Annotated in this window: 10 protein-coding genes; 3 read left to right on the forward strand and 7 right to left on the reverse strand. The window is 59.9% G+C overall.

Features of this window, described 5'->3' with window-relative positions; translation table 11 throughout:
* Positions 1-101 precede the first annotated feature (101 nt).
* The 5 genes from topA to MUM_RS0128040 form a co-directional block, all read right to left on the reverse strand.
* Positions 102-2,723, reverse strand: a complete 2,622-nt coding sequence (gene topA, locus MUM_RS0128020) for a type I DNA topoisomerase (protein WP_010176358.1) — start codon at positions 2,721-2,723, stop codon at positions 102-104.
* A gap of 114 nt (positions 2,724-2,837) precedes the next feature.
* Positions 2,838-3,074, reverse strand: a complete 237-nt coding sequence (locus tag MUM_RS0128025) for a DUF1653 domain-containing protein (RefSeq protein ID WP_010176359.1) — start codon at positions 3,072-3,074, stop codon at positions 2,838-2,840.
* A 97-nt stretch (positions 3,075-3,171) separates the two neighbouring features.
* Positions 3,172-4,347: an acetyl-CoA C-acyltransferase FadA gene (gene fadA, locus MUM_RS0128030; RefSeq protein ID WP_010176360.1), complete on the reverse strand. Its 1,176-nt coding sequence runs from the start codon at positions 4,345-4,347 to the stop codon at positions 3,172-3,174.
* Positions 4,348-4,376: 29 nt separating this feature from the next.
* The gene (gene fadB, locus MUM_RS0128035; RefSeq protein ID WP_010176361.1) at positions 4,377-6,524 is read right to left on the reverse strand and encodes a fatty acid oxidation complex subunit alpha FadB; all 2,148 of its coding nucleotides are present in this window, start codon (positions 6,522-6,524) and stop codon (positions 4,377-4,379) included.
* 452 nt (positions 6,525-6,976) lie between these two features.
* Positions 6,977-7,414, reverse strand: coding sequence for a hypothetical protein (locus MUM_RS0128040; RefSeq protein ID WP_010176362.1), 438 nt, complete (start codon positions 7,412-7,414; stop codon positions 6,977-6,979).
* Positions 7,415-7,519: 105 nt separating this feature from the next.
* Here MUM_RS0128040 and MUM_RS0128045 point away from each other — a divergent pair, with 105 nt between their 5' ends.
* Entirely contained in the window at positions 7,520-7,960 is a 441-nt protein-coding gene (locus MUM_RS0128045) for a universal stress protein (RefSeq protein WP_010176363.1), read from the forward strand.
* A 64-nt stretch (positions 7,961-8,024) separates the two neighbouring features.
* Here MUM_RS0128045 and MUM_RS0128050 read toward each other — a convergent pair whose 3' ends face one another.
* Positions 8,025-9,944 (reverse strand): ATP-binding cassette domain-containing protein, encoded by a 1,920-nt coding sequence (locus tag MUM_RS0128050; protein ID WP_010176364.1) that lies wholly within the window; start codon positions 9,942-9,944, stop codon positions 8,025-8,027.
* 212 nt (positions 9,945-10,156) lie between these two features.
* On the opposite strand from MUM_RS0128050, the gene MUM_RS0128055 reads away from it, so the two are divergent.
* On the forward strand, positions 10,157-12,085 hold the full coding sequence (locus tag MUM_RS0128055; RefSeq protein ID WP_010176365.1) for a transglycosylase SLT domain-containing protein: 1,929 nt from the start codon (positions 10,157-10,159) through the stop codon (positions 12,083-12,085).
* Positions 12,086-12,139: 54 nt separating this feature from the next.
* On the opposite strand, the gene MUM_RS0128060 is transcribed toward MUM_RS0128055, so the two are convergent.
* A complete protein-coding gene (locus MUM_RS0128060; protein WP_177325018.1) occupies positions 12,140-13,948 on the reverse strand; it encodes an ABC transporter transmembrane domain-containing protein in 1,809 nt (602 codons plus the stop codon).
* 216 nt (positions 13,949-14,164) lie between these two features.
* On the opposite strand from MUM_RS0128060, the gene MUM_RS1000000134645 reads away from it, so the two are divergent.
* Entirely contained in the window at positions 14,165-14,338 is a 174-nt protein-coding gene (locus MUM_RS1000000134645) for a PA1571 family protein (RefSeq protein ID WP_010176367.1), read from the forward strand.
* Positions 14,339-14,367: the final 29 nt, after the last annotated feature.

Genomic DNA, 14,367 nt, shown 5'->3' on the forward strand with positions numbered 1-14,367 from the left:
GCGTGATGCTGGCTGAACAGTGTCACGGATCAACCAAGTCCACTGCAAGCGCAAAAAAAGGCCGCCTATACAGGCGGCCTTTGTTGATGCGGCTGATCGAATCAAGCGCCCTGGCGCTTGTCCTCGACCTTCCACTTGCCACCGTCATAGAACGCTTTCCAGCCGGTAGGCTTGCCTTCAACCTCGGTCTGCACGTACTGCTCCTTGGTCTTGCGGCTGTAGCGGATCACGGCCGGGCGACCGTCCGGATCCTTCTTCGGCGCTTCGCAGAGGAAGTGGTACTTCGGATCGATCTCGTCCTTGTGGGGCACAATCTCGAGCACCAGCGGGGCACGGGTCTCGCGGTTTTTCGGGAACTGGCTGGCAGCCAGGAACAGCCCCGAAGCGCCATCACGCAGGATGTAGGTGTCGTTGACCTTCTCGCATTTGAGTTCAGGCATCTTCACCGGGTCCATCTTCGGCGGCGCCGCGTCACCGCTTTTCAGCAGTTTGCGGGTGTTCTTGCAGGTCGGGTTGGTGCAACCGAAGAACTTGCCGAAACGGCCGGTCTTGAGCTGCATCTCGCTGCCACACTTGTCGCACTCCAGGCTCGGACCTTCGTAGCCCTTGATGCGGTAAGTGCCCTCTTCGATCTCGTAGCCGTTGCAATCCGGGTTGTTACCGCAGATGTGCAACTTGTGCTTCTCGTCGAGCAGGTAGGCGTCCATCGCCGTGCTGCAGATCGGGCAACGGTGCTTGCCACGCAATACCAGCGACTCGGATTCACCCTCGTCATCGGCAGCGATTTCATCGCCCGGCACCAGGTTGACGGTAGCCTTGCAGCGCTCTTTCGGCGGCAGGCTGTAACCCGAGCACCCCAGGAACACGCCGGTGGACGCCGTACGGATCTGCATCGGGCGGCCGCAAGTGAGGCACGGAATGTCCGTCATCACTGGCTGGTTGGCACGCATGCCGTTCTCGGCGCTTTCAGCTACTTCAAGTTTCTTCTTGAAGTCGCCGTAGAACTCGTCGAGCACGTTTTTCCAGTCGCGCTCGCCCTGGGCCACGTCATCGAGGTTCTCTTCCATGCCGGCGGTGAAGCCGTAGTCCATCAGGTTGGAGAAGCTCTCGGACAGGCGCTCGGTCACGATGTCGCCCATCTTTTCCGAGTAGAAACGACGGTTGTGCAGCGCTACGTAGCCGCGGTCCTGGATGGTGGAGATGATCGCCGCGTAGGTCGAAGGACGACCGATACCGCGTTTTTCCATTTCCTTGACCAGGCTGGCTTCCGAATAACGCGCCGGCGGCTTTGTGAAGTGCTGGGACGGGTCGAGCTTGATCAGCTTCAACACGTCGCCCTGGGCCATGTCCGGCAGTACATCATCGTCGCCTGGCTTGGCAATTTGCGGCATCACGCGGGTGTAACCGTCGAACTTGAGGATACGGCCCTTGGCGCGCAACTCGAAGTCACCAGCCCCCACGCTGACGGTGGTGGACAGGTATTGGGCCGGCAGCATCTGGCAAGCCAGGAACTGGCGCCAGATCAGCTCGTAGAGGCGCTCAGCGTCGCGCTCCATGCCGCTCAGCTTGCTTGGCTCGGTGTTGGCATCAGATGGACGAATCGCTTCGTGAGCCTCTTGTGCGCCTTCCTTGCTGCTGTAGACGTTCGGCTTCTCCGGCAGGTACTTCTTGCCGAACTCGCTTTCAATATAAGTGCGCGCCATCGCCACCGCGTCTTGCGACAGGTTGGTGGAGTCGGTACGCATATACGTGATGTAGCCCGCTTCATACAGACGCTGGGCCATCATCATGGTCTTCTTCACGCCGAAGCCCAGGCGGTTACTCGCGGCCTGCTGCAGGGTGGAGGTGATGAACGGCGCCGACGGCTTGCTGCTGGTGGGCTTGTCTTCACGCTTGACGATGCTGTAGCTGGAAGCCTTGAGCTTCTCCAGCGCGGCCATGGCCTGGGCTTCGTTGAGCGGCTTGAAGGCCTCGCCTTTCTCGCGGGCCACTTCAAAGCGCACGTTGTTGCCCTTGGCAGTGCCCAGGTCAGCGTGCACTTCCCAGTATTCTTCGGGGTTGAACGCACGAATCTCGCGCTCACGCTCCACTACCAGCTTCACTGCAACCGATTGCACACGGCCGGCGGACAGGCCACGGGCGATCTTCGCCCACAACAGCGGCGAGACCATGTAACCGACCACGCGGTCGAGGAAGCGACGGGCCTGTTGGGCATTGACGCGGTCAATGTCCAGTTCGCCCGGCTTGGAGAAGGCTTCCTGGATCGCCTTCTTGGTAATTTCGTTGAACACCACGCGCTTGTAGCGGCTGTCGTCACCACCGATGGCTTCCCGCAGGTGCCAGGCAATAGCCTCCCCTTCGCGGTCCAAGTCGGTTGCGAGATAGATGGTGTCAGCATCTTTGGCGAGCCGGCGCAGCTCTTCGATGACCTTTTCTTTGCCCGGGAGGATCTCGTACTTGGCTTTCCAGCCGTGATCGGGATCGACACCCATGCGCGAGACCAGCTGCTTGCGCGCTTTCTCTTTAGGCGTGAGCACCGGACCTTCGCCCGCAGCCGCCTTGCCGCGCTTGGCGGCAGGCTCCTTGCTGGCGCTAGCCGAACCGCTGGTGGGCAGGTCTCGGATATGGCCGATACTCGACTTCACCACGTACTCGTTACCCAAGTACTTGTTGATGGTCTTGGCCTTAGCCGGGGATTCCACAATGACCAGCGATTTGCCCATGGATCGGAAAATTCCTGAATTCGAGAAGTGAAAGGCGGTTGGCGCCTGACGCGGCAACGCTATATATAGTGGCAACAAGGTGAGGTCAAGCGCAGCATTCTGCGCGGCCTGCCTTTATTGCGCGGAAAAAAGGCTGGGTTCGACCTGGATCAAAGCAAAGCGCGGGACCTGTTCGCCGTCAACTTCGACGGTCTCCAGGAACATGCTCAAGGGACGCACCCAAAAGCCGTAATCGCCATACAGTGCTTGGTAAAACACCACTTCCTCTTCGGTCTCGGAATGCCGCGCCACATTAAAAACGCGGTACTGGGGACCTTTATAATGCTGGTAGAGCCCTGGTTCGACTTTCATGCTCTGGCCCTCTTACAAAATTTGTTAAAAAAAAATATAAAAAATTCCAAAAAACAAAAACCGGGGCACTGGGCCCCGGCTTCCGTCAGCGAAACGTTTAGATACGTTCGAAGACGGTGGAGATGCCTTGGCCGAGACCAATGCACATGGTTGCAACCCCGAGGTTGCCGCCATTTTGCTTCATCACGTTAAGCAACGTGCCGGAGATACGCGCACCGGAGCACCCAAACGGGTGACCCAAGGCAATCGCGCCGCCGTGCAGGTTAACCTTCTCGTTCATCTTGTCGAGCACTTTCAAATCTTTCAGCACTGGCAGGGCCTGTGCGGCGAAAGCTTCGTTGAGCTCGAAGAAGTCGATGTCGGAGATGGTCAGGCCTGCGCGCTTCAATGCTTTTTGTGTGGCCGGTACTGGACCATAGCCCATGATTGCCGGGTCCACACCTGCGACTGCCATCGAACGGATCACGGCCATCGGCTGGATGCCCAGGTCCTGGGCACGCTGGGCCGACATCACGATCATGCACGAAGCACCGTCGGTGATCTGCGACGACGTACCGGCTGTCACGGTGCCGCCCTTTGGATTGAAGGCAGGCTTCAAGGCCGCCAGGCTTTCCAGGGTGGTGTCCGGACGAATGGTTTCGTCGTAGTCGAACAGTTTCAGGAAACCGTTCTCGTCGTAGCCGTTCATCGGGATGATTTCATCCTTGAACTTGCCTTCCAGGGTCGCCTTGTGGGCGAGCTGGTGGGAGCGCAGGCCGAATGCATCCTGGGCTTCGCGGGTAATGCCGTGCATTTTGCCGAGCATTTCTGCGGTCAGGCCCATCATGCCCGAGGCTTTCGCCGCGTACAGGGACATGTGCGGGTTCGGGTCGACACCGTGCATCATGCTGACGTGGCCCATGTGCTCCACGCCGCCGACCACGAACACATCACCGTTACCGGTCATGATCGCTTGAGCAGCGGTGTGCAGCGCGCTCATGGACGAGCCACACAGGCGGCTGACGGTCTGGCCGGCAGCGGTGTGCGGGATCTGCGTCATCAGGGAAGCCATGCGGGCGATGTTCCAGCCCTGCTCCAGGGTCTGGTTGACGCAGCCCCAGATCACGTCTTCGACTTCGTTAGGGTCGACCTTGACGTTGCGTTCCAGCAATTTGCTGATCAGGTGCGCCGACATATCTTCAGCGCGGGTGTTGCGGTGCATGCCGCCCTTGGAGCGGCCCATCGGAGTACGACCGAAGTCGACAATCACGACGTCTCTTGGATTCAAGCTCATAAATATTCTCGCTCTAGTCGTCTGGGCACTTAACCGAAGAAGCTCTGGCCGTTCTTGGCCATCTCGCGCAGCTTCGCAGTCGGGTGGTACAGCGGGCCCAGATCAGCGTATTGATCAGCCAGGGCAACGAACTCGGCCACACCGATGGAATCGATGTAACGCAGCGCACCACCACGGAATGGAGGGAAACCAATACCGTACACCAGGCCCATGTCGGCCTCGGCGGCGGTTTCAACGATGCCGTCTTCCAGGCAGCGCACGGTTTCCAGGCACAGGGCGATCATCATCCAGTTGACGATGTCCTCGTCGGACACCTCACGCTGTTCGTAGATGACCGGCGCGAGTACTTCGTGAACCGACGGGTCGGCCACTTTCTTCTGCTTGCCCTTCTTGTCGGCCTCGTAGGCGTAGAAGCCCTTGCCGTTCTTCTGGCCCAGGCGCTTGGCTTCGTAGAGAGCGTCGATCGCCGAACGGCGGTCGTCTTTCATGCGGTCCGGGAAGCCTTCAGCCATTACGTCACGACCGTGGTGGCCAGTGTCGATGCCGACCACGTCCATCAGGTATGCCGGGCCCATTGGCCAGCCGAATTTTTCCATGACCTTGTCGATGCGCACGAAGTCCACACCGGCGCTGACCAGCTTGGCGAAACCGCCGAAGTACGGGAACAGCACGCGGTTGACCAGGAAGCCCGGGCAGTCGTTAACGACGATCGGGTTCTTGCCCATTTTCTTGGCGTAGGCAACGGTGGTGGCAACCGCCAGCTCGCTGGACTTCTCGCCACGGATCACTTCCACCAGCGGCATCATGTGCACCGGGTTGAAGAAGTGCATGCCGACGAAGTTTTCCGGACGCTTGAGGGCCTTGGCCAGCAAGGTGATGGAAATGGTCGAGGTGTTGGACGCCAGGATGGTGTCTTCTTTAACCTGGGCTTCAACTTCAGCCAGTACGGCCTGCTTGACCTTCGGGTTCTCGACAACCGCTTCGACCACCAGGTCGACGTGGCCGAAATCACCGTAGGACAGCGTAGGACGAATGCCGTTAAGCACTTCAGCCATTTTCGCTGCGGTCATGCGGCCTTTATCAACGCGGCCCACCAGCAGTTTGGCGGCTTCTGCCAGACCCTGCTCGATGCCGTGTTCGTTGATGTCCTTCATCAGGATCGGCGTGCCTTTGGACGCCGACTGATAGGCGATACCGCCGCCCATGATACCGGCGCCGAGTACGGCAGCCTGTTTCACGTCGCGGGCGATTTCGTCGTAGGCCTTGGCCTTTTTCTTCAGCTCCTGATCGTTCAGGAACAGACCGATCAAGCTCTGCGCAGCAGAGGTCTTGGCCAGTTTGACGAAGCCGGCAGCTTCGATTTCCAGGGCTTTGTCGCGACCGAAGTTCGCGGCCTTCTGAATGGTCTTGATCGCTTCAACCGGCGCCGGGTAGTTCGGGCCAGCCTGGCCTGCCACGAAACCTTTGGCGGTTTCGAACGACATCATTTGTTCGATGGCGTTGAGCTTGAGTTTTTCGAGCTTTGGCTGACGCTTGGCCTTGTAGTCAAATTCGCCGCTGATGGCGCCTTTGATCAGGTTCAGTGCGGCTTCTGCCAGCTTGTCGGGAGCAACCACGGCATCCACGGCGCCGACTTTCAGCGCGTCTTCAGCACGGTTTTCCTTGCCGGCGGCAATCCACTCGATGGCGTTGTCGGCACCGATGATGCGCGGCAGGCGCACGGTACCGCCGAAGCCCGGGTAGATGCCCAGCTTGACTTCCGGCAGGCCGATTTTGGCGGTGGCCGACATCACGCGGAAGTCGGCAGCCAGGCACATTTCCAGACCGCCGCCCAGGGCGATGCCATTGATCGCGGCAACGGTCGGCACATTGAGGTCTTCGAAATCGCTGAAAATCTTGTTGGCTTCGAGGTTGCCAGCCACAAGCTCGGCATCGGGCAGCTTGAAGTTGTCGACGAATTCGGTGATGTCAGCGCCGACGATGAACACGTCCTTGCCGCTGGAGACGATCACGCCCTTGACCGAAGCATCTGCTTTGATGGTGTCTACGGCCTGACGCAATTCATTCAGGGTTAGACGGTTGAACTTGTTGACGGACTCACCCTTGAGGTCGAATTTCAATTCGACGATGCCACTTTCAAGAGCCTTAACCGTGATGGCTTTACCTTCGTAAATCATCAACTGATCTCCACGATATGGAAGCTGAACAGTACACGTCGGACGCAGGATTCAGCGTAGGCACTGACGTTACCGTCGATGCTAACGCCAATTTGCCAGGCACACCCGCCAACGCGATAGTCGGGATTCTGTACGAACGGTCTGAAAGACAAACGCTCAATTCATACGCCCGTTTGATTTGGGTACATCACCTTCAGCCAAATCCGAAGAATTGTCAATCGCTCGAAAGGCCCGCAAAAACGCGACTTTTCAGTCATTTCAGAACCCGGGGCAGCCGGTATCGCCCCGCCAATGTTTTATCATTCACGAAATCAATAATAAGAAATTTGATTTAAAGGGCTGTACAGAACCGAATATGCGGCTAGGCTAGCGGCACGTTTAACGAATTACCGGCCTGCCTGGCCAACTCCAGCCCGATGATGCTTTCGGGCTTTTTAATGCCCGCAGTAAACTCAGGCCAGTGCCTTGAGCACCGTATCAATGTCCTGCAACACGCTCAACTCGCCCTTCTCGCCCCAGTACAGGGTGATCATTTGCTTGTCGGCTTCGACTTTGTAGACGTTCGCCGGCAGCGTCGCAAAATGTGGCAACAACTTTTCATCGACGCAGATTTCCTGCCACTGATTGACCCAAACGCCCGGTTCCAACTGCCAATAACTCCAGGTGACCCGTTTGGTGCCGCGCCGTGGCCGGTGGTATTGCGCACACGGGCTCGGCGGCTCGTGCTTGAGCCAGTGCGGCCACTCCTGAGGCGTCAGTTGCATGGCCAAACCAATGCGCCGCGCCTCCATGCGCAGGGCCATACGCCCGCTCGAATGGCGCGAAGGACGCAACCACGCCAGAGGGCTTAAAACCAGCGCAAGGATTGACACCACTATCCAGACCGTCATATGTGTACTCCCGAATTTCTTGATGAGCGGATTTGACCTGACGCAACCCCATCCGCTTGAAACCAGCCATACTGAACTTATCGCTTTCCCTTGGAGGAACTCCTCATGCCCTACGAACATATTCTGGTCGCCGTGGACCTGACCGAAGAATGCGACCCCGTGATCAAGCGGGCCGTAGGCCTTGCAGGCGACTCAGTGAAACTGTCCCTGGTGCATATCGTCGAACCGATGGCCATGGCCTTTGGTGGCGACGTGCCGATGGACCTGTCCCAACTGCAACAGCAGCAGTTCGACCAGGCCAAGGAACGCCTTGAGCGACTGATCAACAAGTACCCCGCCCTGAAAAAAGACCAGAGCCACCTGACCTACGGCCAGCCGCGCCAGGAAATCCACCACCTGGCCAAGGAGCAAGGTTGCGACCTGATCGTGGTCGGCAGCCATGGCCGCCACGGCCTGGCGCTGTTGCTGGGCTCCACCGCCAATGACGTGCTGCACGGCGCTCCTTGCGATGTGCTGGCAGTGAAACTGGTCAAAGAACCGAAGTAAACCGATATGAAAAGCCCGGCGCTCACATCCGTGAGGCCGGGCTTTTTTATTGCTGCGGTGTCACTCAGGCATCCAGCTCGGCCCAGCGCTCAACCAGTGCTTCCAGCTCGCTGTTCAACTGCTCAAGGGAGGCAATCACCTTGGCGGTTTCTGCAGCAGGACGCAGATAGAAACCCGCGTCAGCCATTTCAGCTTCAACGGCCGCGATCTGCTGTTCCTTGGCGTCGATATCACCCGGCAGTGCTTCCAGCTCACGCTGCAGCTTGTAGCTGAGTTTCTTCTTCGCAGCAGGCGCTTCCTGGGCTGGCGCCGGAGCGGCCACCACCGGGGCGACCACGGCCGAAGTCAGGTCAGCCTTGCCGGATTTGCTCTCGGTCACGCCCAGCAGGCGCGGCGAGCCGCCCTGACGCAGCCAGTCCTGGTAACCACCGACGTATTCACGAACCTTGCCTTCGCCTTCGAAGACCAGGGTGCTGGTGACCACGTTGTCGAGGAATGCCCGGTCGTGGCTGACCATCAGTACGGTACCGTTGAAGGTCAGCAAGACCTCTTCCAGCAGCTCCAGTGTTTCAACGTCGAGGTCGTTGGTCGGTTCGTCGAGCACCAGCAGGTTGGCCGGTTTGCTGAACAGCTTGGCCAGCAGCAGGCGCGCACGCTCACCTCCGGACAAGGCCTTGACCGGCGTACGCGCACGTTGCGGGCTGAACAGGAAGTCGCCCAGGTAGCTCAGTACGTGGCGGCTCTGGCCGTCGATGTCGATAAAGTCGCGACCTTCGGCGACGTTGTCGATCACGGTTTTTTCCAGGTCCAACTGGTGGCGCAACTGGTCGAAGTAAGCCACGTCGATGCGCGTGCCCTCTTCCACTTTACCGCTGGTAGGTTGCAGGCCGTTGAGCATCAGCTTGAGCAGGGTGGTCTTGCCGGTGCCGTTGGCGCCCAGCAGGCCGATACGGTCGCCGCGCTGCAGGACCATCGAGAAGTCCTTGATCAGGAACGGGCCGTCCGGGTGATGGAAGCTGACGTTCTCCAGCACCATCACCTGCTTGCCCGACTTGTCGGCGGTATCCAGCTGGATATTGGCCTTGCCGGTGCGTTCGCGACGCTCGCTGCGCTCAACGCGCAGGGCTTTCAGGGCACGTACGCGACCTTCGTTACGGGTGCGGCGGGCCTTGATGCCCTGGCGGATCCAGACTTCTTCCTGGGCCAGCTTCTTGTCAAACAATGCGTTGGCGGTTTCTTCGGCGGACAGTGCGGCTTCCTTGTGCACCAGGAAGCTGACGTAGTCGCCGTTCCAGTCGATCAGGCCACCACGGTCCAGTTCGAGGATGCGGGTTGCCAGGTTCTGCAGGAAGGAACGGTCGTGCGTGATGAACAGCACGGCGCCCTGGAAATCCTTGAGGGCTTCTTCCAGCCAGGCGATGGCGCCGATGTCCAGGTGGTTGGTCGGCTCGTCGAGCAGCAGCAGGTCCGGCTCGGACACCAGGGCCTGGGCCAGCAGGACACGACGACGCCAGCCGCCGGACAATTCGGCGAGGGTCTTGTCGGCCGGCAGTTGCAGGCGGCTCAGGGTGCTGTCGACCAGTTGCTGCAAGCGCCAGCCATCACGGGCTTCGAGGTCTTGCTGGACGTGCATCAGCTTGTCCAGGTCGGCTTCGGTGACGCAGTTCTGCGCCAGGTGATGGTATTCGGCGAGCAGTGCGCCCACACCGTCGAGGCCTTCGGCAACCACGTCGAACACTGTCCGTCCGTCGGCCACCGGCAATTCTTGCGGCAATTCGCCAATCTTGAGGCCCGGGGCGCGCCAGACAGAGCCGTCATCGGGCTTCTGGTCGCCTTTTACCAGCTTCATCATGCTGGACTTGCCGGTGCCGTTGCGGCCGATGATGCACACCCGCTCACCACGGGCGATCTGCCAGGACACCTTGTCCAACAACGGCATAGCGCCGAAAGCAAGGGACACATCGCTGAATTTGAGCAGGGTCATACGCTTCTCCAAAAACTGGGCGCGCATTCTACCTGACTTAGGGCGCGAGGCGGCCGGCATTTTCGCCGCTGACATGTTCTGTTGGACATTTGAGATGAACTTGAACGAAGCGACCGGCAAAGCTTTCACCGGTCGCGACCAAAAGGCTAAGCTAGGGGCAATCAGTGTCGGCGACGTCGGCACTAGTCCAGATTCCTCTGCACGGACGTCTCATGCGCAGTCGCCTTTTCAGCTTTTTATCTTGTCTGCTTCTTTCTGCCACCGCCGTTCAATCCGCCCAGGCCGTGGACCTCACCACCCAACGTCAATATTACGATGAAGCCAAACGAGCCCTCGCCAAAGGCGACAGCGGCCCGTATTTCCAATACAGCCAGGCCCTGGCCGACTACCCGTTGACGCCATACCTGGCCTACGACGAACTGACCGCACGCCTGAAAACCGCCAGCAATGAGGAAATCGAACAATTCCTCGCCAAGAACGGCGACCTGCCACAGGCCAACTGGATGAAACTGCGTTGGTTGCGCTGGCTGGCCGACCGTGGCGACTGGCAAACCTTTGAAAAGTACTACGACCCAAAACTCAATTTCGTCGAACTGGACTGCCTCCATGGCCAATTCCAGCTGACCCATAACCAAAAAGCCGAAGGCTACAAAACCACCGAGAAGCTGTGGCTGACCGGTAAATCCCAGCCTGCCGCCTGTGATGCAACGTTCGGCCAGTGGGCCGCTGACGGCCAACTGACCGAACAGAAAATCTGGGACCGCGCCAAACTCGCCGCCGAAGCCCGCAATTACCCGCTGGCCAACAGCCTGGTAAAAACCTTGCCGACCCTCGGCGCCCAAGGCCGCCTGATGGTGGACGTGGCGCAGAAGCCCGACATGCTCAGCGACCCGTCGCGCTTCCTGCCGGCCAACGAGGCCATGTCCGACGCCGTCGGCCTGGGGCTTCGCCGCCTGGCACGCCAGGACCCGGACAAGGCCATGGCACTGCTCGATGGTTACGCCAGCAGCATGCACTTCTCTCGTGACGAAAAAGTGTCGATCGCCCGGGAAATCGGCCTGACCCTGGCACGCCGCTATGACCCGCGCGCCCTCGACGTGATGACCAAATACGACCCGGAGCTGCGGGACAACACCGTTTCCGAATGGCGCCTGCGCCTGCTGCTGCGCCTGGCCCGCTGGGAAGACGCCTACCAGTTGACCCGTAAACTGCCTCAGGACCTGGCCACCACCAACCGCTGGCGCTACTGGCAGGCCCGCAGCCTGGAACTGGCAGAGCCGAAGAACCCGCAAGCCCTGGTGCTGTACAAGGGCCTGGCCAAGGAGCGTGACTTCTACGGTTTCCTGGCGGCGGATCGTTCCCAGTCGCCGTACCAGTTGAACAACAAGCCGCTGATGATGAGCCAGGCGTTGATGAACAAGGTGCGTAATACACCGGGCGTACGTCGCGCCCTGGAGTTCTACGCCCGTGGCCAGATCGTCGATGGCCGTCGCGAGTGGTACCACGTCAGCCGGCACTTCAACCGTGACGAAATGGTCGCCCAGGCCAAGCTGGCCTATGACATGAAGTGGTACTTCCCGGCGATCCGCACCATCAGCCAGGCGCAATACTGGGACGACCTGGACATCCGCTTCCCGATGGCCCACCGCGACACTCTGGTGCGTGAAGCCAAGATCCGCGGTGTGCATTCGAGCTGGGTGTTTGCAATCACCCGCCAGGAAAGCGCCTTCATGGACGACGCCCGCTCCGGCGTTGGCGCCACCGGCCTGATGCAACTGATGCCCGGCACCGCCAAGGAGACTGCGCGCAAGTTCAGCATTCCGCTGGCCTCGCAACAGCAGGTGCTCGACCCCGACAAGAACATCCAGCTCGGTGCGGCCTACCTGAGCCAGGTTCACGCTCAGTTCAACGGTAACCGTGTGCTCGCCACCGCCGCCTACAACGCCGGCCCCGGCCGTGTGCGCCAATGGCTGCGCGGTGCCGACCACCTGAGCTTCGACGTGTGGGTGGAGAGCATTCCGTTCGACGAAACCCGCCAGTATGTGCAGAACGTGCTGTCGTATTCGGTGATCTACGGGCAAAAGCTCAATGCACCCCAGCCGCTGGTGGATTGGCATGAGCGGTATTTTGATGATCAGTAAGTAACGCACCCGATAAAAATGCCCGCATATGCGGGCTTTTTTATGGGCGGTTATTTAGTGGGCGCTGGACTCGCCATCGCTGAACTGCAACGCCGCCAACCGCGCATACAGCGGATTACTCGCGATCAGTTGCTGATGCGTACCCACCGCCACCAGCTGCCCCTGGTCCATCACGGCAATCCGGTCAGCGTTCTTCACCGTGGCCAACCGATGGGCAATCACCAGGGTGGTGCGCCCTTCCATCAACTGCGGCAGCGCTTGCTGGATCAGGTGTTCGCTCTGGGCATCCAGGGCGCTGGTGGCTTCGTCCAGCAACAGGATCGGCGCATCCACCAGCAACGCCCGGGCGATGGCCAGGCGTTGGCGCTGGCCGCCGGAGAGCCCCAGGCCACCGTCGCCCAGGTGGGTCTGGTAGCCGTCGGGCATTTGCAGGATGAAATCGTGGGCGTGAGCGATGCGCGCCGCCTCTTCGACCTGGGCAGAGGTGGCCGCCGGGTTGCCGTAGCGGATGTTTTCTTCAACGGTGCCGAAAAACAGCGCCGGGCTCTGGGACACCAGGGCGAAACAGCGGCGCAGGTCCAGCGGATCAAGCTCGGTCAGCGGTTGCCCTTCCAGCAGGATGCGGCCTTGCTGTGGGTCATAGAAACGCAGCAACAGGTCGAAGAGGGTTGATTTGCCCGCACCGGAGGGGCCGACCAGGGCCAGGGTTTCGCCGGCATTGATGTTCAGGCTCAAGCCGTCGATGGCAAAACGATCCGGGCGCGAAGGATAGGAGAAGCGCAGGTCCTGGATGTCCAGGCGGCCGCTGACGCGCTCCGGCAGCTTGATCACGCCGGCCTCGGGTGCCTTGATCTCATTGCTCGATTGCAACAGCTCGCCAATTCGCTCGGCCGCACCGGCCGCGCGCTGCAGCTCGCCCAACACTTCACTCAAGGTACCAACAGCACTGCCGACGATCAGGCTGTAGAACACGAACGCCGCCAGTTCACCACCGGAAATCCGCCCGCCAATCACGTCCATGCCGCCCACCCAGAGCATCACCCCCACGGCGCCCAGCACCAGCGTGATCACCAGGGTAATCAGCCACGAGCGCTGCAGGATACGTTTGCGGGCAGTGGTGAAAGCCTCTTCCACCGTCAGCGCAAAACGCTGCTCGTCCTGCACCTGGTGGTTGTAGGCCTGCACGGTCTTGATCTGGCCGAGGGTCTCGGACACGTAGCTGCCGACGTCGGCGATACGGTCCTGGCTCAGGCGCGACAGGCTGCGCACCCGGCGACCGAAGATCAGAATCGGCGCCAGCACCAACGGCAGCGCGATCACCACGATGCTGGTGAGCTTGGGATTGGTGACAAACAACAGCACGATCCCGCCAATCACCATCAAGGCGTTGCGCAGGAACAGCGACAGCGAGGAGCCGATCACCGACTGGAGCAAGGTGGTGTCAGTGGTCAGGCGCGACTGGATTTCCGAACTGCGGTTGTTTTCATAGAAACCCGGGTGCAGGTAGATCAAGTGGTTGAATACTTGCCGCCGGATATCTGCTACCACCCGCTCGCCGATCCACGACACGAGGTAAAACCGCGCAAAGGTGCCCACGGCCAGGCCAATCACCAGGATCATGAACAGGCCGATGGACTGGTTGAGCAGGTGCGGTGACTGGGTCATGAAGCCCTGGTCCACCAGCAGGCGGATGCCCTGCCCCATGGACAAGGTTATGCCGGCGGTGACGATCAACGCCAACAAGGCCCCCAGGGCCTGCCAGCGGTAGGGTGCGACGAAGCGACTGGCCAGGCGAATCGCGCGGCGTTGACGGGCTGAGAGCATGGAGGGTTTCACCTGAGGGTTGGAGACGGGAACCTGCATAGCTACATGGGGGGAACTTGGGCGAATCACAATGAGTCAGGTTAATTATGCTTACCGAACATAGCCCCTAGAGGCTATCGGTCTAAGGCCTGGCTGGAAATTCGTAGCGGTTTCTGCTGGACTGGGCATTCGATCCGCTGACCGTGTAAGGAGTTGTAACAACGCGGTCACGCGGGGGTTTTAAAGTAGGTACACAACCTGATGAGGAGACGGGCCATGTCCTTGCAAAACAGCAGCAACGCCAAGATTGAAGTGATCCGCCAGCCGCAGCAGTTGCCTTGCTCGTACATCGACGCTCAAGGCCGCGAAGTGCAAATCACTGAAGAGATGATCCAGAGCGCTTGCGCCGAACTGGAGCAGAAATTGGTCAAGCCTGCCAAGCGAGGCTGATTCGCCCACGCTCTTTTAAACCCGGCCTT

Origin of the sequence: Pseudomonas sp. PAMC 25886, assembly GCF_000242655.1 — a bacterium.
Classification (GTDB): domain Bacteria; phylum Pseudomonadota; class Gammaproteobacteria; order Pseudomonadales; family Pseudomonadaceae; genus Aquipseudomonas.

Excerpts from the sequence above, each read along its gene's own strand:
- topA (WP_010176358.1), bottom strand. The coding sequence starts at position 2,723 with ATGGGCAAATCGCTGGTCATTGTGGAATCCCCGGCTAAGGCCAAGACC.
- MUM_RS0128025 (WP_010176359.1), bottom strand. The coding sequence starts at position 3,074 with ATGAAAGTCGAACCAGGGCTCTACCAGCATTATAAAGGTCCCCAGTAC.
- fadA (WP_010176360.1), bottom strand. The coding sequence starts at position 4,347 with ATGAGCTTGAATCCAAGAGACGTCGTGATTGTCGACTTCGGTCGTACT.
- fadB (WP_010176361.1), bottom strand. The coding sequence starts at position 6,524 with ATGATTTACGAAGGTAAAGCCATCACGGTTAAGGCTCTTGAAAGTGGC.
- MUM_RS0128040 (WP_010176362.1), bottom strand. The coding sequence starts at position 7,414 with ATGACGGTCTGGATAGTGGTGTCAATCCTTGCGCTGGTTTTAAGCCCT.
- MUM_RS0128045 (WP_010176363.1), top strand. The coding sequence starts at position 7,520 with ATGCCCTACGAACATATTCTGGTCGCCGTGGACCTGACCGAAGAATGC.
- MUM_RS0128050 (WP_010176364.1), bottom strand. The coding sequence starts at position 9,944 with ATGACCCTGCTCAAATTCAGCGATGTGTCCCTTGCTTTCGGCGCTATG.
- MUM_RS0128055 (WP_010176365.1), top strand. The coding sequence starts at position 10,157 with ATGCGCAGTCGCCTTTTCAGCTTTTTATCTTGTCTGCTTCTTTCTGCC.
- MUM_RS0128060 (WP_177325018.1), bottom strand. The coding sequence starts at position 13,948 with ATGCAGGTTCCCGTCTCCAACCCTCAGGTGAAACCCTCCATGCTCTCA.
- MUM_RS1000000134645 (WP_010176367.1), top strand. The coding sequence starts at position 14,165 with ATGTCCTTGCAAAACAGCAGCAACGCCAAGATTGAAGTGATCCGCCAG.